This window comes from Xenorhabdus sp. IM139775 (genome assembly GCF_028598745.1).
Classification (GTDB): Bacteria; Pseudomonadota; Gammaproteobacteria; order Enterobacterales; family Enterobacteriaceae; genus Xenorhabdus.
Genome location: NZ_JAQRFK010000018.1, coordinates 22,718 through 41,601, shown reverse-complemented (window position 1 = coordinate 41,601; position 18,884 = coordinate 22,718). Strand labels below are relative to the sequence as shown.

Annotated in this window: 3 protein-coding genes and 1 pseudogene; 3 read left to right on the top strand and 1 reads right to left on the bottom strand. The window is 53.8% G+C overall.

Annotated elements, in window-relative coordinates; all coding sequences use genetic code 11:
- Positions 1 to 38: 38 nt before the first annotated feature.
- Positions 39 to 92 (bottom strand): annotated as a pseudogene (locus tag PSI17_RS17410) (hypothetical protein); the annotation flags it as partial.
- 87 nt (positions 93 to 179) lie between these two features.
- On the opposite strand from PSI17_RS17410, the gene PSI17_RS17405 reads away from it, so the two are divergent.
- From PSI17_RS17405 to PSI17_RS06255, 3 genes are all read left to right on the top strand, one after another.
- Positions 180 to 578 (top strand): phosphopantetheine-binding protein, encoded by a 399-nt coding sequence (locus PSI17_RS17405; protein ID WP_443256010.1) that lies wholly within the window; start codon positions 180 to 182, stop codon positions 576 to 578.
- A gap of 168 nt (positions 579 to 746) precedes the next feature.
- Positions 747 to 10,781: an amino acid adenylation domain-containing protein gene (locus PSI17_RS06260; RefSeq protein WP_443256009.1), complete on the top strand. Its 10,035-nt coding sequence runs from the start codon at positions 747 to 749 to the stop codon at positions 10,779 to 10,781.
- Positions 10,774 to 18,300: an amino acid adenylation domain-containing protein gene (locus PSI17_RS06255; RefSeq protein WP_273551146.1), complete on the top strand. Its 7,527-nt coding sequence runs from the start codon at positions 10,774 to 10,776 to the stop codon at positions 18,298 to 18,300. The genes PSI17_RS06260 and PSI17_RS06255 overlap by 8 nt, the downstream gene beginning before the upstream one ends.
- Positions 18,301 to 18,884 lie beyond the last annotated feature (584 nt).

The following is an 18,884-nucleotide window of genomic DNA, read 5'->3' as shown; positions in this document are numbered from 1 at the left end:
TTGCCCGTGAAAATGGTATTGGTAAAAATGGTGTTGGTAAAAATGGTGTTGGTAAAAATGGCATTGGTAAAAACAGTGTTGGTGACAATCAATTAGTGGCCTATTTAATCCCCGATCCGGACAGCACACCAAGCATTTCCCAACTGCGTGAACAACTGAGCCGGCATCTCGCCGATTACATGCTACCGAGCGCCTTTGTGATGCTGGCGGCTTTTCCGCTCTCGCCAAACGGCAAACTGGATCGCAAGGCGCTGCCGGCACCCGATCACGCCGCCATGTCAACCCGTGAATATGCAGCACCGGAAGGAGAAACCGAAGCGCAATTGGCCACCATTTGGCAAACATTATTGGGATTGGATCGGGTAAGCCGCTATGACAATTTTTTCGAACTGGGCGGTCACTCCCTGTTAGTGCTACAACTACAGGCGCAAATCAAACACACATTTGATGTTGAATTATCCCTTCATCAACTGTTTTCCCACCCCACCCTCTGTCAGCTTGAAGAGTGCATTATCGACTCCCTATTACTGCAATTTGATGCAGAGTCTTTACAAGATATCTATAAATCAATGAATTAGCGTTTACTTTACCTTGTTTTAAGTGGTGATAATCAAATGAATAATAACGAGCTTTCATCTCTACCCTTAGCAGAACGCAGAAGACTACTTGAGTTAGCCAAATCAGCAAAACTGAAACGCCAACCGGCGCAAACAACCGCTATCACCGCCCAGTCGCGGGATAACGGCGTGCCATTATCCTGGACACAGCAACGCTTATGGTTTCTGGCTCAATTAGATCCTGCCGCTCAAGCGGCCTACCATATGTCAGTGGGGTTGAACCTTCAGGGCAGACTGGATCTGGACGCTTTGCAAGCGGCCTTGGATCGTATTGTGGCACGCCATGAAATTCTGCGAACGATCATCGTGACGGTAGAAGATGAAGCACAACAACGCATTCGTGATGCCGATAGTGGCTTTTCCCTGATACAACAAGATTTCAGCCTACTATTCTCAGAACAACAAGCAGAACAACAAGCCGCGATTGAGAAAGTGGCCGACCTTGAGGCCAATCATCCCTTTGATCTGGTCAATGGCCCGCTGGCGCGGGGAAGATTGCTGAAACTGGCAGAAGATCGGCATATCCTGCTGTTAACTCAGCATCATATTATCTCTGATGGTTGGTCAGTCGGTATTTTTATGCAGGAGCTGTCCACACTTTATCGCGCATTCAGCCAAGGACAGCCTGATCCCTTGCCAGCCCTGACCATTCAGTATGCGGATTATGTTCTCTGGCAGAAAAATGCGTTACAGGGAGAAGTCCGGGAAACAGTACCGGAAAAAGCACAGGGAAAAGAACCGGAAAAAACACAGGAAAAACAGATCGCGTTCTGGCGTAACACCCTGCAAGGCGCGCCCGCACTGCTGGAACTCCCCACGGATCGGCCACGGCCAGCGAAGCAGAGCTATCTCGGCGGACGGGTTAATATTGCCCTGCCTCCCGCATTGCAGGCAGGTTTAAAAGCCCTCGGCCAGCGTCACGGCACCACTTTATTTATGACGTTATTGGCAGGATGGGCGGTATTGCTCTCCCGTCTCAGCGGTCAGGATGATCTGGTGATCGGGACGCCCGTCGCCAATCGTCAACAACCGGAACTAGCTCCCCTCATCGGCTTTTTTGCCAATACGTTGGCATTACGTGTGCAACTGCACGAGGCTCCCCGTGTCAGTGACCTTCTGGCACAAGTGAAAGAACAAGCCATCAATGCCTTTGCTCACCAAGATCTGCCTTTCGAGCAATTGGTCGAAATTCTGCAACCTCCGCGCAGCCTGAGCCATAGCCCGATTTTTCAGGTCATGCTGGCCACCAATAATACGCCGGGATCACGGCATTTCGACCTGCCGGGATTAGTACTGGATGAGCGGCCATTAATCAGGAACAGCGCTTATTTTGACCTGACACTCACACTGGATGAGGCGGAAAACGGTTTAGTGGGTGATCTGGAATATGCCCGTGATCTGTTCGACCACGCAACGGTTGAACGTCTGGTCAGCCAGTTAAACAGGGTGCTGACAGCGATGGTGGCAGACGATAGCCAACGGGTGACGGAACTGCCGCTGCTGACGCCAGAACAGCGTAAACAAGTGGTGGTGGATTTTAACAATACTACCCTCCGCTATCCGCCGGATACGTTGATCCACCAACTGTTTGAGCAACAGGCAGCATTGATGCCTGATGCCATTGCCTTGGTGTATCAGGATACCCAACTGCGTTATGCCGAATTAAACCAGCGCGCCAACCAACTGGCACACCGCCTGATAGCCTTTGGCATACGCCCGGACGTTCGGGTGGCGCTGTGTGTCGAACGCAGCCCGGAGATGATCATCGGTATGTTGGCGATCCTCAAAGCCGGCGCGGGCTACGTTCCCTTCGATCCCGAATATCCGGCCGAACGGCTGGCTTATCAGTTGTCAGACAGCACGCCGGTGTTATTGCTGACCCAACAACATTTACAGGCGAGTTTGCCGCAGACGGGGGTGCCGGTCTGGTGGCTGGACGGGGAAACCCACCGCAAGACAGTGGCACAACAGCCGACACACAATCCTGATGCCAGCCAATCAGGGCTTTTGCCCCATCATCTGGCCTATATCATCTACACCTCCGGTTCGACCGGATTACCTAAAGGCGTGATGCTGGAACATCGCAATGTCGTCAATTTTATCCACGCCCAACATCAAATCAGCCAACCTCGGCCGGGGGATCGCATTCTGCAATTTGCGACCATGGCATTTGACACCTCCGTGTCTGATATTTTCCCGACACTGGCCGCGGGTGCGACTTTAGTCCTGCGTCCTGCCCATATCCGCGTGCCGGATAGCGAATTTATTGATTTTTTACAGCAGCAGAAAATCACCATCATGGATGTGCCGACGGCATTCTGGCACCAATGGGTACAGGAGATGAAAGCCGGGCGCACCGGTTTTAGTCCTGACCTGCATACGGTGATTGTCGGGGGTGAGAAAGCGGAATACCGCTATTTAGCGGATTGGCAATCATTCCCCGAAACGCACACCTGCCGCTGGATCAACACCTATGGCCCAACGGAAACCACGGTTATCGTAACGTCATTGATCCTGAATGGGGGGGCTTCTGACGAGCAGGTAAACAGCATTCCCATTGGCCGCCCCAATGCCAATACCCGTATTTATATTCTCGATCCGCTTGGTCAGCCGGTTCCTGTCGGTGTCAACGGAGAGATATGTATTGGCGGTGCCGGTGTCGCCCGTGGTTATTTGAACCGACCGGAACTCACCGCAGAGCGTTTCGTCCCCGACCCGTTCAGCACAGATCCCGACGCCCGCCTGTATAAAAGCGGCGATCTGGGGCGCTGGCTGCCAGACGGGAAGATTGAATATTCAGGACGCAATGACTTTCAGGTCAAAATCCGCGGCTTCCGGATTGAATTGGGCGAAATCGAAGCGCAGTTAGCCGCTTGCGACGGCGTTAAAGATGTGGTGGTTATCGCTCGTGAAGACACAGCTCGTGAAAACACAGCTCGTGAAAACACAGCTCGTGAAAACACAGTAGGTGACAAACGTCTGGTGGCCTACTTGCTGCCCCAACCGGATGTTACGCTCACTCCTTCCGATCTGCGTGAACAGTTGAGCATCCATCTGATGGAGCACATGATCCCCAGTGCCTTTGTCATACTGGAGGCTTTCCCGCTGACCGGCAGTGGTAAGTTAGATCGCAAAGCCCTGCCGGCACCGGATCGGTCTGCGATTGCCAGCCGCGAGTATGAAGCCCCGCAAGGGGAAATTGAGCAGAAACTGGCGGCCGTCTGGCAATCCCTGCTGGGGCTGGAACACGTTGGGCGCCATGACAATTTCTTTGAGTTGGGAGGGCACTCGTTGCTGACGGTGCAAATGGCTGCCCGCCTGCGTCAGGTTTTTAACACTGAAGTTAATAACACCGAAGTTTCCAACACCGAAGTTTCTAACATCAATATCGACTTACAGGATCTGTTCACGCATCCCATTTTGTCAGATTTGGCGCAATTACTGAGTACCGCCCGCCAACCCGCACAGCATTGCTCCTCCCCACCCGCTCAGCCGGTGATCTTACCCGCCGACCGGCAACAGGTGCTGCCACTCTCTTGGGCGCAACAACGACTGTGGTTCTTGGCTCAGTTAGATTCTGCCGCCCAGACGGCCTATCACCTCTCCGGCGGATTGCGCCTGCAAGGTCAGCTAAATCGGAATGCGCTGCACGCGACGCTGGACAGGATCGTTGCACGCCATGAAATTCTGCGCACCACGATTAAAATGGCAGATGGTATCGCGCAACAAGTGATTGCCGGGGCGGATTGGGGTTTCAATTTAACCTTTAACGATCTCAGCCCGTTAACCGAGGCAGCAAAACAGGCGGCCATCGATGAAGCTGCCCGGTTTGAAACACACCATCCGTTTGATTTTGCCCTTGAGCCATTAATTCGCGGCCAACTGCTGAAACTCACCGATAATGAACATGTCCTGCTGTTCACCCAACACCACATGGTTTCGGACGGCTGGTCGCTGAATATCCTGATACACGAGTTGACCACCCTCTACCGGGCTTTCACTCAGGGGCAAGACGATCCGCTGCCGGCACTGCCGGTGCAATATGCGGATTATGCCCTCTGGCAGCGACAGTGGCTGCAAGGCGACGTGTTGGAAAAACAAGTCAGTTTCTGGCGGGAAACACTGCAAGGTGCCCCTGCGTTACTGGAACTGCCGACAGACAGGGCACGCCCTGCGGTTCAGCGTTACCACGGGGATCAGGTGGCCTTGGTACTTTCGCCTGAATTAAGTGATGGCATAAAAGCGTTGAGCCAGCGCCACGGCGTCACCTTATTCATGACACTGCTGGCAGCATGGTCAATCCTGCTCGCCCGCACCAGTGGTCAACACGATATTGTGATTGGCACGCCGGTCGCTAACCGGCAGCACAGCGAATTAGAACCGCTGATCGGTTTCTTCGCCAATACCCTGGCGCTCAGGGTAAAACTGGAAGATAACCCCACGGTTAGCTCGCTATTGGCACACGTCAAAGCCCATGCCCTGGCGGCTTATGTCCATCAAGACCTGCCCTTTGAGCAACTGGTCGAAGCATTGCAACCGCCTCGTAGCCTGAGCCATAGCCCGATTTTTCAGGTTATGCTCGCGCTGGATAACACCCCGATCCAGCAATCCCTTGAGTTATCCGGTTTAGTGCTGGATGAGCTGCCATTAGCCCGCCAGAGCACCCATTTCGATCTGTCGCTTTCCATCAACGAGACTGAGACGGGTTTAGTCGGTGAATTGGAATATGCCAGTGATCTGTTTGACCGTACCAGCATTGAACGGCTTGCCGGCTACCTGCAAACCCTGCTGGCCGCGATGGTGGCAGATGATTCCCGGCGCGTGCAGGCATTACCGCTGCTGCAACCGCAACAACGCAACCAGCTATTGGTGGCTTTCAACGATACGGCTCTGGCCTATCCGCAAGATCGGCTGATCCACCAATTGTTCGAGCAACAAGTGGAACAGACGCCTGATGCCACTGCCTTAGTGTCTGGCGATAGCCAACTGAGTTATGCCGAACTGAACCGCCATGCCAACCAACTGGCGCATTACCTGATGGCCGCCGGCGTGCGTCCCGATGACCGCATCGCGCTCTGTGCCGACCGCAGTCTGGAAATGATTATCGGCATGTACGCGATCCTCAAAGCGGGGGCGGGTTATATTCCCCTCGATCCGGAATATCCTGCTGAACGTCTGGCCTATCAGTTGTCAGACAGCCAGCCCGCTGGGTTGTTGACCCAGCGTCACCTACAGTCGCGTTTAGCAAAGCAGGATGTGCCTGTCTGGTTGTTGGACGATGAAGCCCAGCGAAGTCTTGTCGCCAAACAGCCCAGCCATAATCCTGATGCCCGCCAAATGGGACTTAAGCCACACCATCTGGCCTATATCATCTACACCTCCGGTTCTACCGGACAACCCAAGGGCGTGATGCTGGAGCATCGCAATGTTGTGAATTTTATCCATGCCCAGCGCCAGACCAGCGAGCCACAATCAGGCGATCGCATTCTGCAATTTGCCACGGTCGCGTTTGATACCTCGGTATCGGATATTTTCCCGACGCTGGCATCCGGTGCGACACTGGTTCTGCGTCCGCCCCATATCCGCATACCCGATATGACGTTTGTCACCTTCCTGCGTGAACAGAAGATCACCATCATGGATATGCCGACGGCGTTCTGGCATCACTGGGTGCAGGAGATGATGGCCGGTCGCAGTGGTTTCAGCCCCTATCTGCATACCCTGATTGTGGGCGGTGACAAAGCCGAGTATCGCCATCTGATAAGCTGGCTGTCCAGCCCGGAAACCCAGTCCTGCCGCTGGATTAACTCTTATGGCCCGACGGAAACCACCGTGATTGCCACCACGCTGACCGTGGACAACAAAAACCCGCTGCCGCGCGAAAATGTTATCCCGATTGGTTATCCGCTGCCGAATACCCGTATTTATATTCTCGATACACTCGGGCAACCGGTACCGATTGGCGTCAGTGGCGAAATCCATATTGGCGGTGCCGGCGTTGCCCGTGGTTACCTGCACCGCGCTGATCTCACCGCCGAGAAATTTGTGGCCGATCCGTTCAGCCCACAACCCGATGCGCGCATGTACAAAACCGGTGACTTAGGCCGCTGGCTACCCGATGGCACCATTGAATATCTGGGACGCAACGATTTTCAGGTCAAGATCCGCGGCTTCCGCGTTGAATTGGGTGAAATTGAAAGCCAGTTGGCGGCCTGTGAGGGCGTCAGTGATGCCGTCGTTATCGCCCGTGAAGAAACCCGTGAAGACAGTCTGGGTGACAAGCGGCTGGTGGCTTATCTGATCCCACAATCCGGTGTCACACTCAACCCTGCTCATCTGCGTGAACAACTGAGCGCCACGCTGATGGAACATATGCTGCCGAGTGCGTTTGTCATGCTGGCGGCTTTTCCGCTGTCCGCCAACGGCAAACTGGATCGCAACGCCCTGCCGCCACCGGATCAGTCTGCGATGGTCAGCCGTGAATATGCCGCCCCCCAAGGCGAAACGGAGCAAAAAATGGCGACGATCTGGCAATCCCTGCTGGGATTGGAACATGTGGGGCGCCACGATAACTTCTTCGAGCTGGGTGGACACTCATTACTGGTGGTCAATCTGATCGAAGCATTGCGCCGGCACGATCTCTTTCTTGACGTCAGCACGGTGTTCTCTGCACCGACACTGGCCGCCATGAGCGCGCGTTTAAATCAAGATACGGCTCAAGGTGCCGGCAAGCTGGCGGTGCCACCGAACCTGATCCGCCAAGACAGCCGGGCTATTACGCCGGATATGCTGCCGCTGGTGGCATTGACCCAAAACCAGATCGACCAGATGGTCAGCCTTGTTCCTGACGGGGTCACCAATATTCAGGATATCTATCCGCTGGGGCCATTGCAGGCCGGCATCCTGTTCCACCATCTGCTGGATACCGAAGGTGATCTCTATCTGGACAATCAGCTTATGGCGTTTGACAGCCGGACACGTTTAGACACTTTCTTGCAGGTGCTGCAACGCGTGATTGACCGGCATGATATTCTGCGCAGCGCTGTGCACTGGCAAGAACTGCCGGAGCCTGTGCAGGTCGTTTATCGTCGCGCCCTGCTGCCGGTGGTTGAAATCACATTGCCTGAAATCACATGGTCAGGGGAAGAACACGCAGAGGCGCAGTTACGCCGCCTCACTGATCCCCGCACGGTACGGATGGATATCAGCAAAGCGCCGCTTCTGGCGGCACATATTGCCCGAGATCCTGATTCCGGACAATGGCTGCTCTCCCTGCTGCACCACCATTTAGTGTGTGACCATATTTCATTGGGGATGATCTTCAATGAAATTAAGGCGCTGGTCTTGGGAGAAAACGACACCCTGCCGGTGCCCCTGCCTTACCGTAACTTTATCGCCCAAACCCGCAGCGTCCCGCCGGAAGTGCATCAAGCCTATTTCCGTGAACAGCTTGGGGATGTGGAAGAACCGACCCTGCCCTTTGGCTTATTGGAGGTGCAAGGCGGTGATCTTAATAAAAACGGACTGAATAAAATCGCAGGAGATACCCTGACACTGGATAGCGAACTCGCTTATCACCTGCGTGATTGCGCCCGTCAATCGGGCATCAGTGCGGCAGTCCTGTTCCATGTCGCTTGGGCGCAGGTACTGGCACGATGCAGCGGACGGGATGATGTGGTGTTTGGTACGGTTTTGTCAGGGCGCTTACAGGGCGGCGTCGGCGCTTCCGAAGTGCTCGGGATGTTTATCAATACCCTGCCTGTCCGCATTCAGCTACAGGCGCGTACCGTTAAGGAAAGTGTACAGGAAACTCACCAGCGGCTCAGTGAATTACTTGATCACGAGCAGGCATCACTGGCGGTGGCCCAGCGTTGCAGCGGTATCCAAGCTCCCTTACCGCTGTTTAACAGCCTGCTGAACTTCCGCCACAGCCCACGTTATGCGTCTCCGTCGGCATCGTTGGCTTGGGAAGGCGTTCAGGTACTCAGCGGCGAAGAACGCAGTAACTACCCGCTGTCGCTGGATGTGGATGATTTTGATGATGGATTTGCGCTGACCGCGCAATGTCACCAACAGATTAATCCCGCCCGCATCAACGCCTATATGAATACGGCACTGGAAGGGATTATCGCGGCTTTGCAACACGCACCAGAGCAACAGATTGCCTCGCTCGATATTCTGTCGCCGGTAGAGCGCACGCAATTACTGGCGACATTCAACGATACCGCCGCCGGATATCCGCAGCAGGGGTTAATTCACCAACTGTTCGAACAGCAGGCAGCGCAGGCACCGGCTGCCACTGCGCTGGTATGTGGTGACAGGCAATTAAGTTATGCGGAACTGAACCGCCATGCCAACCAACTGGCTCACCAACTCATTGCGGCCGGCGTGCGTCCTGACGATCGCGTGGCGATTTGTGTCGAGCGCAGTCCGGAGATGATCATCGGCCTGTACGGCATCCTGAAAGCGGGTGCGGGTTACGTTCCCCTCGATCCGGAATACCCGGCTGAACGACTGGCTTATCAATTGTCGGACAGCAAGCCGGTGTTATTGCTGACGCAGCAACATTTGCAAGAACGCCTGCCAATCCAAGACAGTCCTGTCTGGTGTCTGGATGCTGACTCGCACCGCAATCAGGTGGCGAAACAGCCGACTGATAATCCCGATGCCCACCAAATGGGGCTTAAGCCACACCATCTGGCCTATATTATTTATACCTCCGGTTCCACCGGACAACCCAAGGGCGTGATGCTGGAACACCGCAATGTGGTGAATTTTATCCATGCCCAGCGCCAGACCAGCGAGCCACAATCAGGCGATCGCATTCTGCAATTTGCCACTATCGCGTTTGATACCTCAGTCTCGGATATTTTCCCGACGCTGGCAGCGGGAGCGACGCTGGTTCTGCGTCCGCCTCATATCCGGGTGCCGGATGCCACATTTGTTGACTTCTTGCGCGAGCAAAAGATCACCATCATGGATATGCCCACCGCTTTCTGGCATCACTGGGTACAGGAGATGACGGCCGGTCGCAGTGGATTCAGCCCCTATCTGCACACGATTATTGTGGGCGGTGAAAAAGCCGAATATCGTCACCTGATAAGCTGGCTGTCCAGCCAAGAAACCCAGTCCTGCCGCTGGATTAACTCTTATGGCCCGACGGAAACCACCGTGATTGCCACCACCCTGACCGTGGATGTGGATAACCGGCAAGTGACTTATCCCCATGACCATATTCCGATTGGCCGCCCGCTGCCGAATACGCGCATTTATATTCTGGATACGCTCGGACAACCGGTTCCGCTTGGTGTCAGCGGCGAAATCCATATTGCCGGTGCCGGTGTTGCCCGTGGTTACCTCAACCGCCCTGATTTAACCGCCGAGAAATTTGGGGCTGACCCATTTAGTGAACACGCTGACGCGCGCATGTACAAAACCGGTGACTTGGGGCGTTGGTTGCCCGGCGGCATGATTGAATATCTGGGGCGCAATGATTTTCAGGTCAAGATCCGCGGGTTCCGCATTGAGATGGGGGAAATTGAGGCGCAACTGGTGGCCTGCGAAGGTGTCAGCGATGCGGTGGTGATCGCCCGTGAAGCAGAAAGCGGTGACAAGCGGCTGGTGGCCTATGTCATCCCGCAATCCGGCTTTACGCCCGATGCCAATCGCCTGCGTGAGCAACTGAGTACCCGTCTGGCGGGCTATATGGTGCCGAACGCGTTTGTTATGCTGGAGGCTTTCCCGCTGAGCGGCAGTGGCAAACTGGATCGCAAGGCATTGCCGGCACCGGATCGCACCGCCATTGCCGGCCGCGAATACGCCGCCCCCCAAGGTGAAATCGAACAGCAGATTGCCGCCATCCTACAGAATTTACTGGGGTTAGCACAAATAGGCCGTCACGACAGCTTTTTTGATTTAGGTGGCAATTCCTTATCCATCATTCAGCTCATGGCAAGGCTGCGTGATGAATTCCAGCTTGAAGTCTCCATCCAAGACATCTTTGCCCATCCGGCACTTTCTGAACTCGCTGAACTTATCGCATCAAGACAGATTGAAACCTTTTTCGCCCAAGACGATCTCGAATCGCTGCAAAAAGAATTGGAGAACTTGTCTGAAGATGAGCTGCGCGCCCTATTACATGGAGATAGTGAATTAAATGAGTAACAACGAACTAAACCTAAAAAAACAGAGCCTACTTGAATTAAGACAAGCGGTACTCCAGAAAAAACTTAACGAGCGCATCAAACAGAGTCAGACCAGCGACAAGGGGCAGGGCAGGGAAAAAAGGCAAATTGTACCGAGAAGCGCTGACCAGCAAACGCTCCCGCTGTCTTGGGCACAGCAACGCTTATGGTTTCTGGCGCAATTAGATCCGGCTGCACAAACGGCCTATCACATTCCGGGTGGCCTGCGCCTGCAAGGCGACCTGAATTTAACTGCCCTGCAAGCCGCACTGGACAGAATTGTCGCCCGTCATGAAATTCTGCGCACCACTATCAAGGTGGTCGCAGGACAGGCGCTGCAAGTGATTGGCGAGCCAGAACGCGGTTTCTCCCTGACCGTGGCCGATCTCAGCCCGTTACCTGCACAAGCGCAATTCACCATCATCGAAGAAACGATCCGGCGGGAAACCCACCAGCCCTTTGATTTTGCCCGAGGCCCCTTAATCCGGGGCTGTCTGCTGCGATTGGCGGAAGATGAGCATATCCTCTTGCTCACTCAGCATCATATTATTTCCGATGGCTGGTCACTCAACATCCTGATGCACGAACTTTCCACGCTTTATCATGCGTTCAGCCAAGGACAGGATGATCCCCTGCCCGCCTTGACCCTGCAATATGCGGACTATGCCCTTTGGCAAAGGCAGTGGTTACAGGGTGAGCGACTGGAAAAGCAGATCAGTTTCTGGCGGGACGCACTGCAAAGTGCCCCCGCGTTGCTGGAACTGCCGACGGATCGGCCACGCCCGGAGAAACAGAGTTATGCCGGAGGATCTGTCGATATCGCCCTGTCACCGGCATTAAGTGCCGGATTAAGCAACCTGAGCCAGCGCCACGGAACCACGCTGTTTATGACCCTGCTGGCGGGATGGGCGATTTTACTTTCCCGCCTGAGCGGACAGCAAGATCTGGTGATAGGCACACCGGTGGCTAACCGGCAACACAGCGAGTTAGAGCCGCTGATTGGGTTCTTTGTCAACACGCTGGCACTGCGCATACCATTGGATGACAATCCAACAGTCAGCACGCTGCTGGCCAGGATTAAAGACCATGCGCTGAAAGCCTATGCCCATCAGGATTTACCGTTCGAGCAGTTGGTCGAGGCACTCAAACCCCCGCGCAGCCTCAGTTATAGCCCGATTTTTCAGGTGATGATGTCGGTGGATAATACCCCCGGCCAGCAAAGTATCGCCTTAGCGGATACCACGATCAGCGAACTCAATCTGGCCGAAAACAGCTCGCATTTCGATCTGTCCCTCTCCCTGAGTGACAGCGAAACCGGCTTAGTCGGCGGGCTGGAGTATGCCAGTGACCTGTTTGATCATGCCAGCGTTGAACGCATTGCCGGTTACCTGCAAACCCTGCTGGCGGCAATGGTGAAGGATGATGCGCAACCGGTGGAAAGTTTGCCACTCTTGCAACCACAGCAACGCGCTCAGGTATTGGCGGATTTTAATGATACCGCCTGCCCGCTCCCACCAGCCTTATTGATCCATCAACTGTTCGAGCAACAGGCAGAACAGACCCCTGACGCCACGGCATTAGCATTCGGCGACAGCCAACTGAGCTATGCCGAACTGAACGGCCATGCCAACCAACTGGCGCATCATTTAATCGCTTCCGGTGTTCGCCCCGATGATCTCATCGCCATCTGTGCGGAGCGCAGTCCGGTGCTGATCATCGGCCTGTACGCCATCCTCAAAGCCGGTGCGGGTTACGTTCCCCTCGATCCGGAATACCCGGCCGAACGACTGGCTTATCAGTTATCGGACAGCAAGCCGGTGTTATTGCTGACGCAGCAACATTTACAAGGGCTTTTGCCAACCCAAGATATTCCTGTCTGGCTGCTGGATGATGAATCCCACCAAAATCAGGTGGCAAAACAGCCGGTACATAATCCCGATGCCCGCCAAATGGGACTTAAGCCACACCATCTGGCCTATGTTATTTATACGTCCGGCTCGACGGGACAGCCCAAGGGCGTGATGCTGGAACACCGCAATGGGGTGAATTTTATCCATGCCCAGCGCCAGACCAGCGAGCCACAATTAGGCGATCGCATTCTGCAATTTGCCACTATCGCGTTTGATACCTCGGTATCGGATATTTTCCCGACACTGGCATCCGGTGCGACACTGGTTCTGCGTCCGCCCCATATCCGCATACCGGATATGACGTTTGTCACTTTTTTGCGTGAACAGAAAATCACCATCATGGATATGCCGACAGCGTTCTGGCATCACTGGGTGCAGGAGATGACGGCCGGTCGCAGTGGTTTCAGCCCCTATCTGCACACGATTATTGTGGGCGGTGAAAAAGCCGAGCATCGCCATCTGATAAGCTGGCTGTCCCGTCCGGAAACCCAATCCTGCCGCTGGATTAACTCTTATGGCCCGACGGAAACCACCGTGATTGCCACCACGCTGACCGTGGATGTGGATAACCGCCAAGTGCCTTATCCCCATGACACCATTCCGATTGGCCGCCCGCTGCCGAATACCCGTATTTATATTCTGGATACACAAGGCCAGCCAGTGCCGATTGGCGTCGATGGCGAAATCCATATTGCCGGTGCCGGTGTTGCCCGTGGTTACCTCAACCGCCCTGATTTAACCGCCGAGAAATTTGTGGCTGACCCATTTAGTGAACACGCTGACGCGAACATGTATAAAACCGGTGACTTGGGGCGCTGGTTGCCCAACGGCATGATTGAGTATCTGGGGCGCAATGATTTTCAGGTCAAAATCCGTGGCTTCCGCATTGAACTGGGGGAAATTGAGGCACAACTGGCGGCCTGTGAAGGCGTCAGCGATGCGGTGGTGATCGCCCGTGAAGCAGAAAGCGGCGACAAGCGGCTGGTCGCTTATGTCGTCCCGGCAACCGGTATCACGCTGAAACCGGCAGATTTGCGCCAGCAACTGAGTACCCGCCTGATGGAACATATGCTGCCGGGTGCGTTTGTCATGCTGGATGCCCTGCCGATGTCCGCCAACGGTAAACTGGATCGCAAGGCGCTGCCGGCACCGGATCGCAGTGCGATTGTCAGCCGTGAATATGAAGCCCCACAAGGTGAAACTGAACAGACATTGGCGGCCGTCTGGCAATCCATGCTCAATCTGGAACAGGTCGGGCGTCAGGATAATTTCTTCGAACTGGGCGGGCATTCCCTGCTGGTGGTCAGCCTGATCGAACAGTTGCGCCAGCAAGGGCTGTCCCTTGAGGTCAGTGCGGTGTTCTCGGCACCCACGCTGGCAGCCATGAGCACCCGCTTGGGTCAGGACCGAGATCAAGCAACGGATGCCCTGACCATTCCGCCTAATCTGATCCGCGAAGACAGCCGGATCATTACGCCGGATATGCTGCCCCTGATGACCTTAACGCAGCCACAAATTGACCAAATTGTTGCCCGCGTACCGGGCGGCGTCGCTAATATTCAGGATATTTACCCCCTTGGGCCATTGCAGGAAGGGATTTTATTCCACCATTTACTGGCGGAAACCGGTGACACCTATCTTGAAAATATTCTGATGAACTTTGACCACCGGACACGGCTGGATAACTTCTTGCAGGCGCTGCAACAAGTCATTAATCGTCATGACATTCTGCGTAGCGCTTTCCACTGGCACGAACTGCCGGCACCGGTACAAGTTGTCTACCGTCAGGCCCCGCTGCCAATCACAGAGGTCACGCTATTGACCTCAGAAGCCCCCACTGGTGCAGGTTCAGCCGAAACACAATTACGGCGTCTCACCGATCCAGATTCAATCCGCTTGGATATTACCCGAGCGCCGTTACTGGCGGCCTGCATCGCCAAAGATCCCGACGCCGATCAGTGGTGGCTGAGTTTGCTGCACCATCATCTGGTGTGTGACCACCTGTCACTGGAAATGATTTTCAGCGAAGTACAGGCACTGCTCTTGGGCGAAGCGGATCGCCTGCCGACACCGCTGCCTTACCGCAATTTTATCGCCCAAATTCGCAGGGTGCCGACTGAAGTCCATCAAGCCTATTTCCGGCAATTACTGGGCGATGTGGAAGAGCCGACTCTGCCGTTCGGCTTACTTGATGTACAAGGGAATCCGCGCGATGAACACGATCAAATCGTCGAAGATATCTTCACGCTGGATAACGAACTGGCACAACAGATCCGTGATTGCGCCCGTCAGCAAGGCATCAGTTCCGCGGTTCTGTTCCATGTGGCTTGGGCGCAAGTGCTGGCACAGTGCTGCGGACGTGACGATGTGGTATTCGGCACGGTGCTGTTAGGGCGCTTTCAGGGGGGGATCGGAGCCGCCGAAGTGCTCGGTATGTTTATCAATACCCTGCCTGTCCGCATTAAATTACAGGAACGCAGCGTTAAACAGGCGGTACAGGAAACCTATCAGCGCCTGAGTGAATTGTTGGATCATGAACAGACCCCACTGGCAATTGCCCAACGTTGCAGCGGGGTTCAGGCATCACTGCCGCTGTTTAACAGCCTGCTGAATTTCCGCCATAGTCCGCGTGAAGATGGACACGTCGCTGCCATCGCTTGGGAGGGAATTCACGAAATAGCGGGTGAAGAGCGCAGCAATTATCCTTTATCGCTGGACGTGGATGATTTTGATGACGGGTTCGAACTTACCGCGCAATGCAGCCAGACAGTAGATCCGGTGCGGATTAATGCTTATGTCAACATGGCGTTAAAAGGCATTGTGGCGGCACTGCAACATGATCCTGACCAATCCATGCAGGCCATTGATATTCTGCCCTTGGCAGAGCGCACGCAATTATTGGAAGCATTTAACGATACCGCGGCGGAATATCCGCAAGAAGCCTTAATCCACCAATTGTTCGAACAACAGGCAGCGCAGGCACCGGATGCCACTGCGCTGGTATTCGGCGACAGCCAACTGAGTTATGCGGAACTGAACCGCCATGCCAACCAATTGGCACATCAACTCATTGCGTCCGGCGTGCGCCCCGATGATCGCATCGCTATCTGTGTGGATCGCAGTCTGGCGATGATTATCGGCCTGTACGCTATCCTGAAAGCGGGTGCGGGTTACGTTCCCCTCGATCCCGAATACCCCGTTGAACGCCTTGCCTACCAGTTGTCGGACAGTCAGCCGGTGTTATTGCTGACTCAGCAACACTTACAAGGGCTTTTGCCAACCCAAGATATTCCTGTCTGGTTACTGGACGATGAATCCCACCAAAATCAGGTGGCAAAACAGCCGGTACATAATCCTGATGCCCGCCAGATGGGACTTAAGTCCCATCATCTGGCCTATGTTATTTATACGTCCGGCTCGACGGGACAGCCCAAGGGCGTGCTGTTGGAGCACCGCAATGGGGTGAATTTTATCCATGCCCAGCGCCAGACCAGCGAGCCACAATTAGGGGATCGCATCCTGCAATTTGCCACGGTCGCGTTTGATACCTCAGTCTCGGATATCTTCCCGACGCTGGCTGCGGGAGCGACATTGGTTCTGCGCCCGGCGCATATCCGCGTGCCGGATAAAGCATTTGTCGGGCTGTTAAACGAGCAGAAAATCACCATCATGGATATGCCTACCGCTTTCTGGCATCACTGGGTACAAGAAATGATGGCGGATCGCAGTGGGTTCGGCAAATACCTGCGCACGGTTATCGTCGGCGGAGAAAAAGCGGAACTGCGTCATTGGCAGCACTGGCAATCAATGCCGGCAACGCAATCCTGCCGTTGGATCAACTCTTATGGCCCGACCGAAACCACGGTGATTGCGACCACATTAAAAATGGATGGCAAGCAATCGGCTGAGATCACCGATAGCCTCCCGATTGGCTATCCATTGCCCAACACCCGTATTTATATTCTGGATACATTTGGCAAGCCGGTTCCTCTGGGGGTCAGTGGTGAAATCTATATTGGCGGTGCCGGCGTTGCCCGTGGTTATCTGAACCGCCCCGATTTAACCGCCGAGAAATTTGTCGCTGATCCGTTCAGCAAACAGCCCGATGCACGCATGTACAAAACGGGGGATCTGGGACGCTGGTTGCCCAATGGCATGATTGAGTATCTGGGACGCAATGATTTTCAGGTGAAGCTGCGTGGGTTCCGCATTGAACTGGGGGAAATAGAAACCCGTCTGGTGCAGTGCCAGGGCGTGCAGGACGCCATTGTCCTTGTCCGGGAAACCCCACCTGATGATAAGCGTCTTGTCGCCTATGTTCAGCCTCAATCCGGGGTAACCCTGATCCCCGGTGAACTGCGCCGGCAACTTGCTCAACATCTTGCCGAATATATGCTGCCCAGTGCATTTGTTACCCTTGATGCTTTTCCGCTGACGGCGAATGGCAAAATCGACCGTCAGGCATTCCCAGCGCCGGATCAGTCTGCCATCGTGGTTCGCGACTATGAAGCTCCCCAAGGCGAGACTGAAACGGCACTGGCTCAGATCTGGCAAGCGCTGCTTGGGTTAGAGCGAGTCAGCCGCCATGACCATTTCTTTGAACTGGGCGGGCATTCGTTGCTGATCCTGAAAGCCGGTTCTTTGGCGGTAGAAAAACTGGGGCTTCCACAAAACATGATGGCAAGATTGATGACGTTTACGACCATCAAAGATCAGGCCAGCGCCATTGAAGATCGAGATAATCCCTGTGTCGGTGCGATGGTCGGCCTGTCACGGAACCTCAAGGCAACACCGCTGTTCTTTGCGCCCGGTGCCGGAGGACATGTGCTCTATTTGCGGGAATTGGCGACAGCATTGGACGGTGTTTACTCCGTTTGGGGTATGCAATCACCAGAGTTGGATGGGCACAGCGCTCCTCCGCAAAGCCTTGAGGCAATGGCCGGCATGATGATTGACTCGCTGAAGAAAGTTCAGCCAAACGGCCCTTATTACTTGGGCGGACACTCTTTCGGTGGCTGGCTTGCATTCGAAATGGCGCGACAGCTTACCCAACAGGGTGAAAGCATTGGCTTACTGGCTGTGGTCGATAGCGAATCGCCGCTTGGGAGTTTAACCCCAAAAATCGAATCAGAATGGCCTGACAGCCGCTGGCTGGCTGAGTTTGGTAATGTGCTGGCTGCATTAGCGGGCGCAGACGAAAACTTTACCGAAGAAGAATTTCAATCCATGACAGAAGAAGAACAATTCGCTGGCTTGCGACTTCGCCTGATTGAAGAGGCACTGTTACCGCCGCAACTTGAAGCCAAAGAAATCGCCACCTATTTAAGCGTGTTCAAGGCTCACTCTTTGGCAACTTATCAGCCGCAAGAGCGCTATGCAGGAACACTCCACCTGTTTCTGGCCAGCGATAATCAACAGTATGCAGAACACGATATTTCTGCCGAGCGCATTATTGAGGGATGGGAAACGCAGGTGACTGGAAAGGTGATTGCCGAAACATTATCGGGTGATCACATCACCCTTATGCATGAGCCTTTTGTCCGGGGTTTAGCATCGGCCATAGCCGGGGTAAATCAATCAGATAAATAATCCCACAAAGTTTCTGGCCGCCTTATCGGATAAAAAACCTCGTTATTTTTAACGAGGTTTTTTCGTTGTTGGATCAAGAATCCCAATTGGTCATTTGTGACATCTTGCATTAACCGTATGGTTTCTTTTCATCATTTGGATAAGCGAGAGATGATTTAGCTGTTTTGTTAACAAATCCGTCACAAGTTTGTCCTGTAAAACACCGACGGTTTTGTGGGGCATAAATCTTTTTTGATCTTTTGGGTTAGTGCATAAAATAGTTAGTTTCGTGTGTTAAACAGGAGCAATAAAAAACAAAACTCACGATTGAATCACAGAATCCATTAATAATATTTTTAATTGATAAATATTGCTTAGTTGCATTATAAATACATCTTAAAAAGTCTTTTAATTAATGGTTTCGTATAATTTTAATTCTGTGACAAGTTGACCGCCTCATTTCTGGTGCAGATTGCTTTGTTTATTTTTTTAATCGTTGTTTCTTTATTCAGAAATAGTGATTCAAGTAAATCGGTTAGTACCATTGACAAAGATAAAAAATTAATCATTTTTGACCATGTATTGCCGCAAATAATCATAAAAAA

Coding starts and splice junctions, on each gene's coding strand:
- PSI17_RS17405 (WP_443256010.1), top strand. CDS start 180: ATGCTACCGAGCGCCTTTGTGATGCTGGCGGCTTTTCCGCTCTCGCCA.
- PSI17_RS06255 (WP_273551146.1), top strand. CDS start 10,774: ATGAGTAACAACGAACTAAACCTAAAAAAACAGAGCCTACTTGAATTA.